At 69.8% G+C, this 14205-nt stretch carries 21 protein-coding genes and 3 pseudogenes; 6 read left to right on the forward strand and 18 right to left on the reverse strand.

Annotated elements, in window-relative coordinates:
* Both AB0E19_RS37390 and AB0E19_RS37395 read left to right on the forward strand, forming a co-directional pair.
* A partial coding sequence (locus tag AB0E19_RS37390) for a histone-like nucleoid-structuring protein Lsr2 (protein ID WP_362189314.1) occupies nt 1–476 on the forward strand: 476 nt, incomplete at its 5' end.
* Between the two features lie 33 nt (nt 477–509).
* Entirely contained in the window at nt 510–1031 is a 522-nt protein-coding gene (locus AB0E19_RS37395; RefSeq protein ID WP_362189317.1) for a hypothetical protein, read from the forward strand.
* A gap of 10 nt (nt 1032–1041) precedes the next feature.
* Here the strand turns inward: AB0E19_RS37395 and AB0E19_RS37400 are convergent, their stop codons facing one another.
* The 3 genes from AB0E19_RS37400 to AB0E19_RS37410 all read right to left on the reverse strand — a co-directional run bounded on the left by AB0E19_RS37400 (nt 1042) and on the right by AB0E19_RS37410 (nt 4179).
* Entirely contained in the window at nt 1042–1752 is a 711-nt protein-coding gene (locus AB0E19_RS37400; RefSeq protein WP_362189320.1) for an IS5 family transposase, read from the reverse strand.
* Nucleotides 1753–1825: 73 nt separating this feature from the next.
* Nucleotides 1826–2935 carry a ParB/RepB/Spo0J family partition protein gene (locus AB0E19_RS37405; RefSeq protein ID WP_362189323.1) on the reverse strand — a complete coding sequence of 370 codons (1110 nt, stop codon included), beginning with the start codon at nt 2933–2935 and terminating at the stop codon, nt 1826–1828.
* A complete protein-coding gene (locus AB0E19_RS37410) occupies nt 2932–4179 on the reverse strand; it encodes a ParA family protein (RefSeq protein WP_362189326.1) in 1248 nt (415 codons plus the stop codon). The genes AB0E19_RS37405 and AB0E19_RS37410 overlap by 4 nt, the downstream gene beginning before the upstream one ends.
* Before the next feature lie 400 nt (nt 4180–4579).
* Here AB0E19_RS37410 and AB0E19_RS37415 point away from each other — a divergent pair, with 400 nt between their 5' ends.
* Both AB0E19_RS37415 and AB0E19_RS37420 read left to right on the forward strand, forming a co-directional pair.
* A complete protein-coding gene (locus AB0E19_RS37415) occupies nt 4580–4936 on the forward strand; it encodes a hypothetical protein (protein WP_362189329.1) in 357 nt (118 codons plus the stop codon).
* 46 nt (nt 4937–4982) lie between these two features.
* On the forward strand, nt 4983–5492 hold the full coding sequence (locus tag AB0E19_RS37420) for a DUF2199 domain-containing protein (protein ID WP_362189332.1): 510 nt from the start codon (nt 4983–4985) through the stop codon (nt 5490–5492).
* 239 nt (nt 5493–5731) lie between these two features.
* Here AB0E19_RS37420 and AB0E19_RS37425 read toward each other — a convergent pair whose 3' ends face one another.
* From AB0E19_RS37425 to AB0E19_RS37480, 12 genes and pseudogenes are all read right to left on the reverse strand, one after another.
* On the reverse strand, nt 5732–6238 hold the full coding sequence (locus AB0E19_RS37425) for a hypothetical protein (protein WP_362189335.1): 507 nt from the start codon (nt 6236–6238) through the stop codon (nt 5732–5734).
* Entirely contained in the window at nt 6235–6648 is a 414-nt protein-coding gene (locus tag AB0E19_RS37430; RefSeq protein ID WP_362189338.1) for an RNase adapter RapZ, read from the reverse strand. The genes AB0E19_RS37425 and AB0E19_RS37430 overlap by 4 nt, the downstream gene beginning before the upstream one ends.
* Before the next feature lie 140 nt (nt 6649–6788).
* Nucleotides 6789–7268, reverse strand: a complete 480-nt coding sequence (locus tag AB0E19_RS37435; RefSeq protein WP_362189341.1) for a hypothetical protein — start codon at nt 7266–7268, stop codon at nt 6789–6791.
* Nucleotides 7268–7465 (reverse strand): hypothetical protein, encoded by a 198-nt coding sequence (locus AB0E19_RS37440; protein WP_362189344.1) that lies wholly within the window; start codon nt 7463–7465, stop codon nt 7268–7270. Before AB0E19_RS37440 ends, AB0E19_RS37435 begins: the two co-directional genes overlap by 1 nt.
* Nucleotides 7466–7493: 28 nt before the next feature.
* Nucleotides 7494–7763 carry a hypothetical protein gene (locus AB0E19_RS37445; RefSeq protein ID WP_362189347.1) on the reverse strand — a complete coding sequence of 90 codons (270 nt, stop codon included), beginning with the start codon at nt 7761–7763 and terminating at the stop codon, nt 7494–7496.
* Nucleotides 7760–8209, reverse strand: a pseudogene (locus AB0E19_RS37450) (hypothetical protein). Before AB0E19_RS37450 ends, AB0E19_RS37445 begins: the two are co-directional and overlap by 4 nt.
* Before the next feature lie 10 nt (nt 8210–8219).
* Nucleotides 8220–8855, reverse strand: a pseudogene (locus AB0E19_RS37455) (GGDEF domain-containing protein); the annotation flags it as partial.
* 211 nt (nt 8856–9066) lie between these two features.
* Complete coding sequence (locus AB0E19_RS37460) at nt 9067–9609, reverse strand: hypothetical protein (RefSeq protein WP_362189350.1); 543 nt, start codon at nt 9607–9609, stop codon at nt 9067–9069.
* Entirely contained in the window at nt 9606–9980 is a 375-nt protein-coding gene (locus AB0E19_RS37465) for a hypothetical protein (protein WP_362189353.1), read from the reverse strand. The genes AB0E19_RS37460 and AB0E19_RS37465 overlap by 4 nt, the downstream gene beginning before the upstream one ends.
* Nucleotides 9981–10078: 98 nt before the next feature.
* Nucleotides 10079–10924, reverse strand: coding sequence for a hypothetical protein (locus AB0E19_RS37470; RefSeq protein ID WP_362189356.1), 846 nt, complete (start codon nt 10922–10924; stop codon nt 10079–10081).
* A 91-nt stretch (nt 10925–11015) separates the two neighbouring features.
* Nucleotides 11016–11354 (reverse strand): hypothetical protein, encoded by a 339-nt coding sequence (locus AB0E19_RS37475; RefSeq protein WP_362189359.1) that lies wholly within the window; start codon nt 11352–11354, stop codon nt 11016–11018.
* A 168-nt stretch (nt 11355–11522) separates the two neighbouring features.
* The gene (locus tag AB0E19_RS37480; RefSeq protein WP_362189362.1) at nt 11523–11702 is read right to left on the reverse strand and encodes a hypothetical protein; all 180 of its coding nucleotides are present in this window, start codon (nt 11700–11702) and stop codon (nt 11523–11525) included.
* On the opposite strand from AB0E19_RS37480, the pseudogene AB0E19_RS37485 reads away from it, so the two are divergent.
* Both AB0E19_RS37485 and AB0E19_RS37490 read left to right on the forward strand, forming a co-directional pair.
* Nucleotides 11693–12145, forward strand: a pseudogene (locus AB0E19_RS37485) (IS110 family transposase); the annotation flags it as partial. The gene AB0E19_RS37480 and the pseudogene AB0E19_RS37485 overlap by 10 nt on opposite strands.
* A gap of 157 nt (nt 12146–12302) precedes the next feature.
* The gene (locus AB0E19_RS37490; RefSeq protein ID WP_362189365.1) at nt 12303–12935 is read left to right on the forward strand and encodes a hypothetical protein; all 633 of its coding nucleotides are present in this window, start codon (nt 12303–12305) and stop codon (nt 12933–12935) included.
* A gap of 35 nt (nt 12936–12970) precedes the next feature.
* Here the strand turns inward: AB0E19_RS37490 and AB0E19_RS37495 are convergent, their stop codons facing one another.
* From AB0E19_RS37495 to AB0E19_RS37505, 3 genes are all read right to left on the reverse strand, one after another.
* Nucleotides 12971–13255, reverse strand: a complete 285-nt coding sequence (locus tag AB0E19_RS37495; protein WP_362189368.1) for a DUF3027 domain-containing protein — start codon at nt 13253–13255, stop codon at nt 12971–12973.
* Nucleotides 13256–13473: 218 nt separating this feature from the next.
* On the reverse strand, nt 13474–13773 hold the full coding sequence (locus AB0E19_RS37500) for a hypothetical protein (RefSeq protein ID WP_362189371.1): 300 nt from the start codon (nt 13771–13773) through the stop codon (nt 13474–13476).
* 118 nt (nt 13774–13891) lie between these two features.
* A complete protein-coding gene (locus AB0E19_RS37505; protein ID WP_362189374.1) occupies nt 13892–14143 on the reverse strand; it encodes a hypothetical protein in 252 nt (83 codons plus the stop codon).
* Nucleotides 14144–14205: the final 62 nt, after the last annotated feature.

Consider the following 14205-nt stretch of genomic DNA (forward strand, 5'->3'; position numbering starts at 1 on the left):
TGACCGGCCCGATGCCCTCGCAACTACGCGGGCAACTGGTGAAGGATCGCGACAGCGGCACCTACCCCATGCCGCACCGACCCGAGGACCTCTTCGCCGTCGGAGTGACTGACAACGGCAACCAACTCTTCTGGATCACCACACCAGCAGCAGAACCCGACTCCTGGACCATCACCGTCAACGAGGCCGACGGACACGTCTGGTACACCCATGACGGCGACCTCACTTCGTTCCTCCTCGCGCTCCTGAGCGGCGTCGAGCACCCGACGGTCTTCCCTCGCGACATCCTCAGCCACGGCGCGTTCTTCACTCCAGCACCTTCGGCCGACGCCGACTCCCCACCCACGTCCAGCCCGAGCGGTGCGATCACCAACACCAGTGCCATCCGGGAATGGGCCCGGACCCAGGGCTACGACGTACCCGACCGCGGCCGCATCCCCGCCCCCATCATCCAAGCATGGGAACAATCCCACTAGGGCGTGTGTCGGGAGTGCTCTAGGTTGGCTGACGTGAGCGGGCGGGGGCGGGGATATCGATATGTCGGACCGGTCGAGCTGAAGGCTGCGGTCCGTCTTGGTGACGGTGCCCGTCGGATCGGCTCGGCGGGTGACTTCGGTGGCTGGATCGTGGAGCAATCGGGGGCGGAGCAGGCCGAACCGTTCACCTTCGTGGTCGCTATGGACGGTGTGCTTCGGCTGGCGCCGCGGCGAAGCGAGCACGTGGCCTGTGCCGGCGGAGACATGGTTCTGAGTGCCGGCGAGATCAGCTTCATGAGCGAGGCAGACCGGTGGACCGTGACCGAGGTCAGCAACCAGTCCACCGGGTACTGCCCGGACGTCAGCTCCTGGGCGGAGGTGGCCCGTGCTCTGGATGCTGTAGAGCTCCGGCGGCCCTCCAGCTTCACCCACGAGGTGGTGTTCCGGCGGTGCCCCGACTGCCAGGAGCGCAGCATCGTGCGCGAGGGCGACTTCGTCTGTGTCTTCTGCGGCAGCGAACTGCCCGCGGCGTGGAACGTGGATCCCACCGCGTGACGGCCGAGGATCACAGCCATTCGTTGATGGCCGCGACGAGGACGGTCGCCTCGTAGCGGACCGCCAGCTTGTCGTAGCGCGTGGCGACAGCGTGGTGTCTCTTGAGGCGGTTGATCCCGCACTCGACCGCGTGGTGCTGGCGGTAGTCGGTCGGGTCGAAATGCGGAGGTCGGCCGCCGCGGGATCCGAGCTTCTGGCGGTTGCGTTCCTGGTCGGCCTTGTCGGGGATGGTGCAGCGGATCCCCCGTCGGCGCAGGTAGGCGCGGTTTCTGCGGGAGGCGTACGCCTTGTCGGCCCGCACGCGATCGGGACGGACGCGTGGCCGGCCCGGTCCGATGCGGGGCACGCGGACCTTCTCCAGCACGGGTGCAAACTGCGGCGAGTCCCAGCGCTGTCCTGCCGTCACCACGATCGACATGGGTTTCTGCCCCTGCTCGACAGCCAAGTGCAGCTTGGTGGTGAACCCGCCGCGCGACCGTCCCAGCTCATGATCAACGAGCTCGGTGAACACGCCGCCCGGCGGTTCCTTCTGCAGGTCGCCCCATTTCGGGGCCCCGGCCGCATGCTGGTGGGCGCGGCACACCGTGGAGTCGACGCTCAGCTCCCAGACGCTGGCACCCTCCGCGTCAGCCAGGGACTGGAGCCGGGTGAGGACCTGGGGCCAGGTGCCGTTCACCCCGCTTCCGCCCAACGCCGACGCTTTCGCCGCATCGAAGAGCAAGGGCCGTCACCGTAGTCAGAACCGGAGAGCTGGGTCTCCGCCCCAGTAGGGGCGGAGACCCAGCCAGCCTTGGCTAGCGCTCTTCGAGCAGTCCCGCGGCGACCTGCTGGAGGATCGCCGCCAGCGAGGCGCGTGCATGCCGCTCGAGGTCGGTCCGGAGGTCTGCCACGACGGCATCGACTCCCGCGATGCGCTTGAAGTAGTGCTGGATGAAGACACCACGCTGTCCAGGAGCCAGGCCGTCAAAGGCGAGATCCATCAGCGCTGCGCCGTCGTTCAACGGCACCGCTGAGGCTGTCACTCCCCCACCGGCTGAAACCGGCTCGGCCCCACGGTCCGGGACGGAACTCTGCGCCGGCGTGGGCACCGGTGCTTCAGTCGGGGCTCGGGGCGCGGGCACCTCGTCTGTGGTGAGCTCCTTGGCCTCCGGGGTCGAGCTATCACGGCGTGATAGGTCACGCTTGGCCGCTGACTTCTGCTCAGCGGCTTCCGCTCGGGCGTCGGCTTTCGCGCGCTGCTCATCGGGGGGCAGCTTGGAGAGGTTGCGGACGTGTTCGATCGTCCGTCGGCCTTCGACGAGGTCTGCCTGGAGTTCGAGGTCCAGGTCGAGGATCGAGAGCTTGGAGGAGATGGTCGACTGTGCGATGCCGAGGCGCTTGGCGGCCTTGTTCTGCGAGCCGTAGAACGCGACGAGTGTCTTGAGCGCGTGGGCCTGCTCGATGGGGTTCATGTCGTCGCGGTGGACGTTGGCCACGAACGCGGCTTCGAGAAGGGCTTCGTCGGTGGCGGCCAGGGCGTCGTTGACGCTGACCCGGATCGTGGCGGCGCCGGCGATCCGTGCGGCTTCGAGCCGTCGGTGGCCGTCGACGACGATGTATCGCGCGCCTTCGTCCACGTCGCCGGCTCGGTCGGGCCGTTCGGCCAGATAGGAGTCGAGGGTGGCGATGGTGATGGAGTTGACGAGCCCGATCTCGCGGATGCTGTCGGCCAGGCCTTCGAGATCGCGAAGTTCCTCGCGTGGGTTGTCGGGGTTCTGGCTGATGAGGTCGAGGGCGAGCTCGGTGGGATCCGGAACGCCTTCGGTGGGTGCGCCTGTGGCGGCACCGATCGCTGCGCGCCGGGCGCTGATGGGTCGGGCCTGCGCGAAGGAGGCGCCGGCGCCGAGGTTCTTGGCCTTGCTCACTTGCTGATCTCCCGGGCGAGGGCTCGGAGGGCGACGGACTGCTCGCATCGGGGTGCGTAGGCGAGGAGGGGGCGCTTGGCGCGGACGGCTTCCTTCTGTTCCTTGAGGTCTCCGATGACGCCGACGACGCGAGGATCCTTTATGTCCATCCAGGACTGGAGGGAGGAGGTGGCGATGTAGCCGCGCCGGGCGTCGTAGTGGTTGACGACGAGGCCGAGGTAGTCGATGTCGAGGGCGAGGTCGCCTCGCATGTCTTCGATCTGCGAGGTCAGCAGGCCGTAGGCGTCAGCGCTGCTGTCTTCGGCCTGGACGATGATGAGGGCGCCTGAGTTGCCAGCTTCCTCGTTGTCGCGGCGGCGCCCGTAGTAGGCAGCGGCGTCCATGCTGAGACCGAGGCTCGGCGGGCAGTCGATGAGGATGACGTCGTAGTCGGCTTCGACTGCACGCAGGGCCCGTTCGAGGGCTGATTCCCGGGCACGGACCGAGGAAAGGCGGACGTCGAGAAGGAAGGCGTCGGTGCAGGCCGGCAGAAGGTGCAGCCGGTTCCCGAAGCGGTCTTCGTCCACAGCGACGATGAGGTCAGCGAGTGCGCCCTTTCCTTCACCGGCCATATGGTTGGTGAGGGAGTCGCCATGCATGGGGAGGGGCTCGTGGCCGAGCTGCTTGGTGAGGTGACTCTGAGGGTCGAAGTCGACGAGAAGGACTCGCTGGCCGAGGCCGGGGAGGTCCTCCAGGGCGAGCGGGTCCTCAGGGCGGTCGTCATCCTCGAGGAGGGCGGCGAAGTGCTTGGAGACCCGGACGGGGACGAGCGCGGCGGGGTCTTCCGCGAGGGCTTCGCCGAGGCCGGCGGTCACGGCGGTCTTGCCTACGCCGCCTTTCTGGTTGCAGACGATGATGCGCCGGACCGTGGCGGGGCGCTTGACCTCGGGGACAGGGTTGCCGTCGAGCCAGAGGGTGACGGCCTGGGCGATGCCCTGGGTGAGGGAGACCCCGCGGTTCTTGCAGTCGTCGCGGAAGCCGTCCCACAGGCCGGCGGGCAGGAAGGTGGCGTAGGTTTCCGCGCCGGCGGTGTCGACGGGGGCAGGGTTCGAGCCCAGGCTGCGCCAGGCGGTGATGCCTGCTTCGACCGCGTTCTGCATGTCGAGGCCGTGGAGAGCGGCACGGACCTTCAGATCCTGCCGGAGGGAGGTAGTGAGTTTGGTGACGACCTTCTCCCGGTCGCCGCCCGTGTCAGGTGACGTCATGGACGTCACTGTACTAACGGATTAGATCAACTTCTGCCATTGACTCGTTAGCAAGGTTACGAATCTTCTGTGGGCTATCACGCCGTGATACCCCCTCAGCCGTCTCAGCCGACCCACTGCGCTATCACGCCGTGATAACCCCGCTGCCGGCCCGGACGGCCCCCCGACCTATCACGCCGTGATAACTCGCTCGAGGGGCCGGTCGTCACGTCCCAGTCCTGTCTCTGCTGTTGGCCTGTCTCAATTGAAGATGCACCGGTCTCACCGAAGTCTGACGACCGGCCTTCTCGTCTCATCGAAGTTTCACCAGGCAGGGCTGTCTCGCCTGAGGCGATCTGACCCTGCCGTGGTGATCTAGTTCGCCGGTCCGGCTGTCAGTGAGGCATGGCAGGCTGCGCCCATGAGCTATGACCTTGCCGTGTGGGAGGGCGAGCGGCCGACGGATGACGCTGCTGCGGCCCAGTGCTTCCACGGTCTGTATGACCGCTTCATGGACACGGAAGAGCCTGCGGTTCCTCCGTCTGAGCGCATAGCGGCCTTCGTCGCCGCGCTCTTGGAGCGGTGGCCGGACCTTGCCGAAGACGACGATGACACCTCACCGTGGTCAACCGCTCCGCTGATCGGGGAGGCCCGCGGCCCGTTGATCTACTTCCCCATGCGCTGGAGCATGGCCGACGAGGCATCCGCCCACGCTGCGGAGGTCGCTTCGTCGATGGGTCTCACCTGCTACGACCCGCAGGCGAAGCTGCGCCGCTAGCGATGGTGCGGGGTGACCCCTCGCAGGTGCTCGGTAGGGTCGCGCCATGTCCAACGATCTGGGTTTCACGTGCTCATGCTGCGGCGAGCACCACGCAGAGCTCCCCCTGAGCTACTCGACGATGGCCCCTGACGTATGGGATCCCAGCTTCGAGAGTGATCCGGACTGCCTACTGTCATCCGACCAGTGCGTGATCAAGGGCCAGCACTTCTTCATCAAGGGTCTGATCGAGATACCTGTGATCGGCAGCCAGGACGTCTTCTCCTGGGGCGTCTGGGTCTCTCTGAGCAAGCACAATTTCGCCCGTGCTCTTGAGGTGTGGAACACGGAAGGCCGCGAGACCGAGAAGCCGTACTTCGGCTGGCTCAGCACCGAGCTCGCGCTCTATCCCGAGAGCACCACCAACTTGAAGACCAACGCCCACACTCGACCGGTCGGCAAGCGGCCTTTCATCGAGCTGGAGCCCACCGACCATCCTCTCGCCGTCGAACAGCGCACCGGGATCACACCGGACCGCGTGCGTGAGATTGCCATGGCTGTGCTTCACCCAGCCTGACTGACAACGCTGGTCAATGTTCACTGAGACGGGTCGAACCTCGCCGAGACAGGACAGCTGTGACTCAGCGCCGGATCGAGTCCTCCGTCCCTCTCGTGTACGTAGACACCCGCCCGCTGGGATGACGTGCCCTTGCCTCTCTCCTGTCCCACCTCCGTGACTCATCGGGCTCAGAGCGCAAAAAGGCCGGTGCCCGCGCACGTTCACGCGAACACCGGCCTAGAACCTGGTAGTGGAAGTCAGCGAGCCCAGACTGCGGCCTGGAGGTCCCGATCGGGGTTGGGCATCGCGACACTGGTCACTGGTGCAGCAGGGTGTCGCATGGCGGTGGCCGGGACGGCTCCGGGCTCGTCAGGCCGGGCCCAGGCGAGGCGCCAGGTCCCGGTGGGGTGGCAGTGGATCGTGGCGTGGGCGTGAACGGCGCGGGGGATGCGAGGGATGACATCGTCGGGGTCATCGCCGGGGTAGAGGCACCAGCGGGTCCAGGCGTGGGCACGCTGCATGTAGAGGGCGGCGGCGTGGATGGTGGTGGCCCAGCGGTGGTGTCCGAGGAGAACGAAGAGGGCGGGGTGGTCGCCGTCGTTGGCTTCCGGGGCGGGCAGGCCGGTGATGTGCAGGCCGCCGAGGACCGGGGTGAAGCCGAGGACGGCCGGATCCTGGTCGGGCGTCCAGATCTGTTCCGCGGGGTGCACGGTGCCGTCCTGACCCTCGCTGGTCGCGAGGTCGTACAGGCCGGTGGCGGTCATGCGCTCGCCCCGGTGTCGGACTGCTTGAGGACGCGGGGGAGATAGACGTGGAGGTGTTCGACGTCGACCTGACGGCCGCGGGCGCGGAGTTCCCGAGCGAGGAGTTCGGTGAGGCCGGCGGCCCTGTGCTTCCCTCCCGCGCAGCCGATGGCGATGCTGCGGGGGCTGGCGGGGAGGTTGGCGTAGTCGGTGAGGTTGGCGAGCAGTTCTCGGGCGCCGTGGGTTGCGAGGACGATGTCCTGGACGCGGGGGTTGAGGCCGTCGAGGTCGAGGATGTCGCGGGCGGCGGCGGGGTCGCGGAGCCGGTCGCGGACGTCCTCAATCCGATCGGCGACGGGCGGGACAGGGGAGCCGTCCGGGCCGGTGGGCAGGTGGAGGTAGCCGAACGAGATCAAACGGATCGGATGCAAGGGGAGTCTCCTGCTCGAGATGAAGGGCGGGAACGTGTGGAGCGCCGCACGTCCGGCCGGGAAGGGCGGGGAGCGGCGCTCCGGGTGGCGCTATCGCGTGATATCGGTGACCACGAGGGACTGACCGGGACGCAGGCCCATCAGGCGCCGCCGCCGTTCGCGCGCTCATGGAGGTCGATGAGGGCGGTGATGGTGTCGGGGTTGTCCGCCAGGCCGACCCACTGCCCGAGCGCCGTGAAGACGGGCACGGTGTCCGTGTCGGCGTCGAAGATGACGACGTAGTCGCCGTACCGGTCGAGCACCATCTCCCGCAGCACCGGGATCGGTGCGGTGTCGAGAATCTCCAGGGCGTCGACGACAAGCAGGGCGGGCTCGCCAGGCGCCGACGGGCGGACCAGGGTGCCGGTCGCTCGCAGCAGGTCGCCAGGCTGGATGGCGGTCAGCAGCTCGTGGACGATCCTGGGGTCGCCGCTGGTGCAGGTGACGATCGTGTCGTGGATGTCTTCCTCGACGGCGTCGAGGTCGGCGGGGACGATCAGGTCGAACGTGGCGGTGTCGCGCGGGCCGGGGGAGGGGATCGCGTCGACCCAGCCATCGACGGCACAGTATCTGGTGTCCATCAGCTGGCCTCCGCCAGGGTCTCGGTGGTGCGAGGGGAGCGGGGCCGGGGGCGGTGCTGGGCGAAAAGCTCGCAGTTGCGCTGGCGCTGTGCGTCGGTGAGCGGGCGGGTCTTCGGGCCGTGGCGGTGCCAGAGCGGGGAGGCCAGCGGCTCGGGGTAGGCGAGGGCGTGGTCGACGTCGTGGTCGGGGCTGCTCATGGGTGCCTCCGGCTGGAGGTGCGGGGAGTCAGGCGTGGTCGGTCGTCGTGCCGCCTTTGGGCGGGTCGGAGACGAACCGCATCTCGCCGGGGTGCCGCAAGTTCCAGAGCTCCGCGCAAACTTTGTGGGCGGGCTCTTGGGCGTGGGACCTCAGCGGGGTGGTGGTGCCGCACAGCACGCACGGGGCGGGCTGACCGAAGTGCCGGGCGTCGCGCCAGTTGAGGAGCTGGACCGGCACCGCGGGCTGTTCCGGCTGCGGGGTGGGCACCGTGCGGGGGTTGCGGCGCCGGGCGGTCACGGTCGCAGGTCGGGCAGCTGCTGGAGGACCTGGGCGACGAGTTCGGGCGTCGGTCTCCACGCGGGGAGCGCGCCGATGGCGGGCACCGGGAGGGGCAGCTCGCGGACGTCGTCGAGGACCAGGAGATGCGCGTCACGCTGCGCCCAGGGGCTGGTGCAGTGCTCAGGCCCCTGGTCGAGGTGGCAGTCGGTGAGCCGGGCGACGCCGATGACCGCGCCGCGGTGGAGCTCGCGGCCGCGGATGGCGGTGGCCACCAGCGGGTCGCGCAGCAGGGCGGGGTCGGGCTTCGCCTTCCCGGCGTGGAGGAGGACCCAGCCGCGCCACGGCCAGTTCGCGGGCCGGTTCTCGGGGGTCTTCCCGGCGAGGATGCAGGTGGCTCAGGGCTGGCGGATCGTGATGCCTCGCACCCAGGTGCCCGGGTCGGTGAGGAGGGCGGGGTCGCTCATGCCGCCCGTCCCCCCACGCGGTCGTGCCCGGCCGGCCGCGGCGGCGCCCGTTGACGGACGGGACCGCAGCGTGCGCTGTGGTCGCGAGGACCGGGCGGCCGGTGTGCTTGCCGTCGTACAAGGCGGCGTCGGCGGCCCGCTGCAACGCGTACAGGTCGCGGGAGCCGACGGCTGCTGGGGTCGCGGCGCCGACCGAGGCGGCGACGTCGATGGTGTGGCCGTCGTCGAGGACGACCGGGGTGTGGAGCATCCGCACCAGCTGCTCCAGGCGCTGGACCCTGCGAGCGGCAGGGAGCTCCAGGACGAGCGCGGAGTCGTCGGCCGCCCAGGCGGTGAGGCGGGCGCCGAACGCGGCCAGGACGGTGTCGCCGGCCGCGTGCCCGAACTGGTCGTTGATCGCCTTGAAGCTGTCGGCGTCGACCATGGCCACGACCGCGTCATCGCCGTGGCGGGCCAGAAGACGGCGGGCACGGTGGGTGTAGGCGTCGCGGCGCAGCAGCCCGGTCAGCGGGTCGCGCTTCGTGACGGCCAGGCGCCGGTGCAGGGCGGTGGCGTGGACGGCCCAGCCGGTGAGCGGCACGGCGGCTGTGGTCAGCAGGAGTGCGCGGGTCCCGATCCGGGTCCGCAGCTGTGTGACGGGGTCCATACTGGGGTCTCCCTCTCGTCGTGTACGGGACGGGCTCAGCCCCGGGGCAGGCGCCGGTTTGGACGCCATGACGTCTGCCTCGGGGCGTTTTCGTGTCGGGGTGCCGATGGTCCGGCGGTGTGCTGAACAGGCCGTGAGGGGCCACCGCGTCCGCCCCACCCCTCGGGGCGTGTGGGCTCGGGGTGGGGCGGCACGGAGTGCTCTCACGTAGTCAGTAGCCGCGGTGGTCGTCGACGACGTCGGCCGTCTCCACGAGCTGGGCGGCCAGGCGGTAGATCTCGCGCGCGGCGTCCCGGACGGGTTGCTGGCGGATCAGCTGGGCGGCGAACCCGGTTGCCTTCTCGGCGAGCTCGCCGGCCTGGGTCGCGAGGACCTCCTCGGCCGCGGTGTCGCCGGGTTCGGCGGGCAGCTGCGCGAGGAGCTGGTGGACCACGGCGGCCAGGACGGCGCTCGCGTCGGTGAGGTCGCCGGTCGACAGCCAGTCCTCGAGGTCCTCGTGTCCGGTCAGGTCCGGGGTGTAGGCGCCGGTCGGCGTGAAGGCGTCGGTGGTCTCCGTTCGCGCCTGCAGGATGATCCGGCCCTGGTACGGGTCGGCGACGATCCTGCGGTCGGTGACGGTGTGCAGGAGGGTGACCGCCCGGTCGCCGGGCCGGGTGTCGGGCACCCAGGCCGCACCCAGACGCTCGATCAGGACGGCGCCAAAGCGCTCCAACGGGTCGGGCCGCATGGTCGGGTCGGTGTCGGTGGTGGTCACTGGGCGCTCCTGTCGGGGGCGGTGGGGGCGTGGTGGGGGCCGGGGTGGCCGATGACGGTGGCGATCTGCCGGGTGGAGAGCAGGTGGCCGGACCGGTCGAGCTGCTGGTGGAGCGCGGTGATCATGGCGTCTCGGGTGCGCAGCCGGGTGACCTCGGCGAGGAGCCAGGCGATGTCGGCCGGGGCGTGGGCGATGAACTCCCCGGCGGGGAGCGGGACGTCGCCGCTGGTGCCGAGGACGGCGACCGGACGGCCGGTGTGGTCTTCGATCAGACCGCTGTCGCCGGGGCGCTGGCGCCAGGCGGTGTCGGGCAGGGCGGCGAGGCGGGCCTGGATCTCGGGCAGCCGGTCGGCGGAGGGGACGGGGTTCATGTGGGTGTTCCTCACGCGGGAGAAGAGCGGGCCGGGCCCGTGGTAGGAGGGCCCGGCCCGGCGGGAGTCGGATGGAGGGGAGCGGCGCGGGGTGTGCGTCAGGCGCGGTAGACGGGCGGGCGGATGCCGGCGCGGAGTTCGCGGATGATCGAGCAAGGGCCCTTGGAGGCGCAGTACGCGTCGTCGGTGTCCGGCAGGACGTTGCCTTGGGTGCCCCACATGTCGCGGGCGACCGCGTTCACGGCGCGGAGCATCTCGCCGTTGTTGGGGCGGCAGGCGCTGTTGGTGGTGCCGACGCCGTGCCGGTGGGCGCTGATGATGTGCTGGCGGGCCTGGCGGGCGGCCCAGCGGCGGCTGTCGGGGCCGGTGTTCTCGTGCACGTCGCCGCCGCGGTGGGCGGTGTCGAGGTGGCAGGCGGTGCAGTGGTAGGTGACCATGTGCTGCGCGGTGCCGCCGCGGCTCCACGTGCCCTCGAACTCGTAGACGACGACCTCGGCACCCCGGACCTCGGTGTGGGCGAAGGCGGTGACGAGACCGACGCCGTCGGCGATGCCGCCGCGGGCCTGCACGTTCCAGAAGGTGCGGGGGATGAAGTCGTCCCAGCCCTTGCCATGAGGCCAGTTCGCGTACATGACGCCCTGCGAGGGGTCGAAGGTCGCCGTCCCGTCGACGTTGTCACGCTTGTACTGCTCGATCTGCTCGATCGATCCGAAGTACGTCGCGGAGACCTCCTCGGACTCCAGGAAGATCAGCCCGTAGCCCTCGGGGCGGGTGTCGTGGTCGTTCTCCCGCAGCATCTCGACCATGTCCTCGTAGCCGGGGGTTCCTGGGGCGATGGTGCCGACGAGGGGCAGCCGGTACCGGTCGCAGCTGGTGACGTGGGTGGGGTTGGTCTCGCTGACGTTGTGCGGGGTGCCGTACGTGGTGGTGATCGTGATGCTCATGCCCGGGGGTCCTTCCCTGATGAACGGCGGGCGGCCGGCGGGGCCGGTCGCGGCGGGTTGTGGTTGTCCGGCGAGGCGTTGGGGGTGCGGATCAGGCGCGGATCGTGTCCGCGTACGGCGCGGCCTGGTCCTCGAGGCCGTCGCCCTGGTCGTCGTGGTCGGCGCCGTGGGCGGTGCAGACGGTGTCCGCGTCGGTGAGGGAGCCGGTGAGCGCGTCGAGGTGCGTGGTGACCGAGTGGGCGGGGGTCCAGGCCGGGGCGGTGCACTCGTCGACGGGGCAGGCGGTCAGCTGGTCGAAGCCGTAGTCGCCCTCGCCGTCGATGTCGTGGCGCAGGGCGAGGATGAGCCGGTCGGCGCCGAGGGTGATCTCGGCGACGCGGTCGCCGCCGGCGAGCGTGGAGCCCTCCACCCACCGCCACAACGGCAGCACGGCGTCCCCGAAGACGCGGCGAACGAGGAGGAGGGAGCCGAGGCCGGGGTGGCCGTCCCAGCCGAGGCTGGCGCGGCGGGTGTCGCTGGCCCGCTGCAGCAGCGGCTCCAGGCGGTGGAGCTGGTCGGCGAAGACGACGTGGTCGAAGCCCTCGCCGCGCAGGCCTGGTTAGGCGGTGACGGCGGCGGCGTGCTGGGCGCGGACGGTGTCGGCGGGCATGGCACGGTCGGGGGTGCGGGCGGTCTGCCGGATGAAGCACAGGGAGACCGGGGTGCCCATGGACCGCGACCGCCGGGACGCCGTGGCGGCGCGCGGCCTGAACCAGCCCCGCACGGACCGCACGCTCACAATTCGTCGCGTTCCCTCAGCATCCGGACGCTGAGATCATCCTCAGCTTCCCCGGCCTCGGCACCCAACTCGGCGCCCGGATGCTCGCCGAAATCGAAGACGACCGCAGCCGGTTCGCCGATGCCCGCGGCCTCAAGGCTTACGCCGGCTCCTCACCCATTACCCGGGCCTCCGGCAAGAAGTCGTCCATCACCAGACGGTGGGTGAAGAACGACCGCCTCAACGCCGTCGGCTACCTCTGGGCCTTCTCCGCGATCACCGCATCACCCGGCGCCAAGGCCCACTACAGGCGCCGCCGCGAACAAGGCGACTGGCATGCCTCCGCCCAGGGCAACCTGTTCAACCGCCTGATCGGACAGCTCTTCCACTGCCTCCAGCACGACCACCGCTTTGATGAAGCCGTTGCCTTCCCCAACACATCGGCCCTGGTGGTGGCCGCGTAGGAGCAACCCGGGCGATCATGTGGCGTGAGATCGAGCGGACGGGCGCCTCTTCCGCCGGCTGCTGAAGGTGCATGAGTTGCCCGGCTCGCCTCAGAGGTAGCCTCTCCTGCTCGCGGTGCCGGCGGGATCAGCGCTTGTTGTCACGGAAGGAGGCCTCGTGCGGCCATTCAGGGAGTTCTTCAAAACGCTCAGGAACACCCACAACACACCTGGCGACGAGGTGTTCGCGAAGAACGAACCGTGTGAGTGCTCCCCCGAATGGCCAGCGCTTGAGACGACCGCAAACGGCTACGTGCTGCGCGCGCTGCCCTCGCCGAACTACAGCATCATGACGAACCCAGAGATCGGGACGTTCGTCGCTCGGTGCACTGGATGTCACGCCAGGTACCCCGCCCCGTGGGTGGTGGACGGCAACGAGCCGATTCCTTACGACTTCGCGCGGGATTCCGCCGAGTCCTCCACTCAAGAGCGTCCGCATGACCCGGTCGAGGCCGAGTACACGATCAGCACCGCCAGCGGGAACGACTGGCCCGCGATGCCTGGGGCCGACTACGCCACCCTCTTCCAGCCTCGCTCACTGACCTGTGAGCCGGCCGAGGCAGAGGGCGATCATTGCTTCCGTACGGGAGCGGCCCTGGTCTCGGTCTCGTGGGAGCTCGCAGGTACGTGGGCCGTTTACGTCGAGGGCGCTGTCTCGCTGGAAGCCGCCGACCTGATCGTCGAAGAGATGGCACAGCAGCTCAGCGAAGCCACCGGCGAGACAGCCCTCCACTACAGGGTCACCGGCTAGCAGGCTGTGTCCGGACAATCGTCCAGCAGCTGCCGTCAGCCGAACGAGCCATCGGTGCGGACCATGAACGAGGCACAGCCATCGTGCTCGAAGCGCACCTGCCCGTCGAACGTCGACGCGGCGTGAGTGCAGGCTCCCCAATCCCGCCCCAACTCACCGCCCAGCGCGACCCAGAACCGGCACCCACCGCACTGCTCGTCAAACCACTGGTCCCGATAGTCGGCGGCCCCAGTCGACCTGTTCAGCAGCCGCAGCCAACGCTCGTGAACCTCGCCGTTGTGGCCAGGGTCGTCACCCGTCCACGGCCCGCCAGACACCATCCGCCCCCGCTCGCTCTCGAACAGATCGACAGGCTACACACGGACTCAGCGCAGCGAACTTGACTTCCTAAGCGCCTGAGGTGTCTGTCGCGGGGGAGGGGTGCGAGCGCCGGAGGGCGAAGAGCGAGGGAAGCGGTGAGGGTCGCCGATCGGTACGCCCCGCCCCCTCATCAAGGGCGAGGGGCGGGGCGCACGCGGAGCGGGCCGGGCGGTTCGGGTCAGTCGCCGACGGTGGCGCGGTACTCCTGCGTCATGTCCCCGACGAGCCGGCGCAGGAGCTCGTGGGCCATGCCCAGGAAGACGTCGCGGGAGATCTCGTCGGTGCCGTGGAGGGCCTCGTCGAGGTAGGACGCGGCGGTCTCCAGGTCCTCGTGCCCGTTGATGCCGGCCGCCTCGTAGCGCGGGGCGGCGGTGTCGAGCTGGCTGATGAGCGTGGCGAGGTCGGTGGCTCGGGGCTGCTGCGCTACGTAGGCGTAGCGGCGGATGAGGGTCTCGGCGGTGAGCACGGTGGCGGTCATCGTCGTCTCCTGCACGGTGAGCGAGGCCGGTTGAACGGCCGGGGCCGGGCTGTCCGGTCCTCCACGCCGTCCCCGGGCTCGGCGCGGTGCGCGGGCCAGGGGGCGGCACAGAGGGCCGTCAGACCGTGCTCGGCACCGTCTCGGCGGCGGTCTCGGTCGTCTTGCCGGCATGCAGGGCGAGGTCCTCGTGGATCTGCTGGATGTTGGTGATGGGGACGGGGGTCGGGTCGGCGGCGGTCAGCAGGGTGTAGCGGTGCTGGGGGATGCCGTACTCGTCCTCCGTGCGGCTGTGGTGCAGGACCGCGCCGGGGGCGAGGTAGAAGGTGGCGTCGCCGGTGGTGTCGGCGTACACGTGAACGTGCCCAGCCACGTACGGATGAACGTGCCCAGCTGCTGACGTAGCGGGGATCGTTCGTGGGCAGTCTGCCGCTG

Origin of the sequence: Streptomyces sp. NPDC047974 (genome assembly GCF_040653375.1) — a bacterium.
GTDB lineage: Bacteria > Actinomycetota > Actinomycetes > Streptomycetales > Streptomycetaceae > Streptomyces.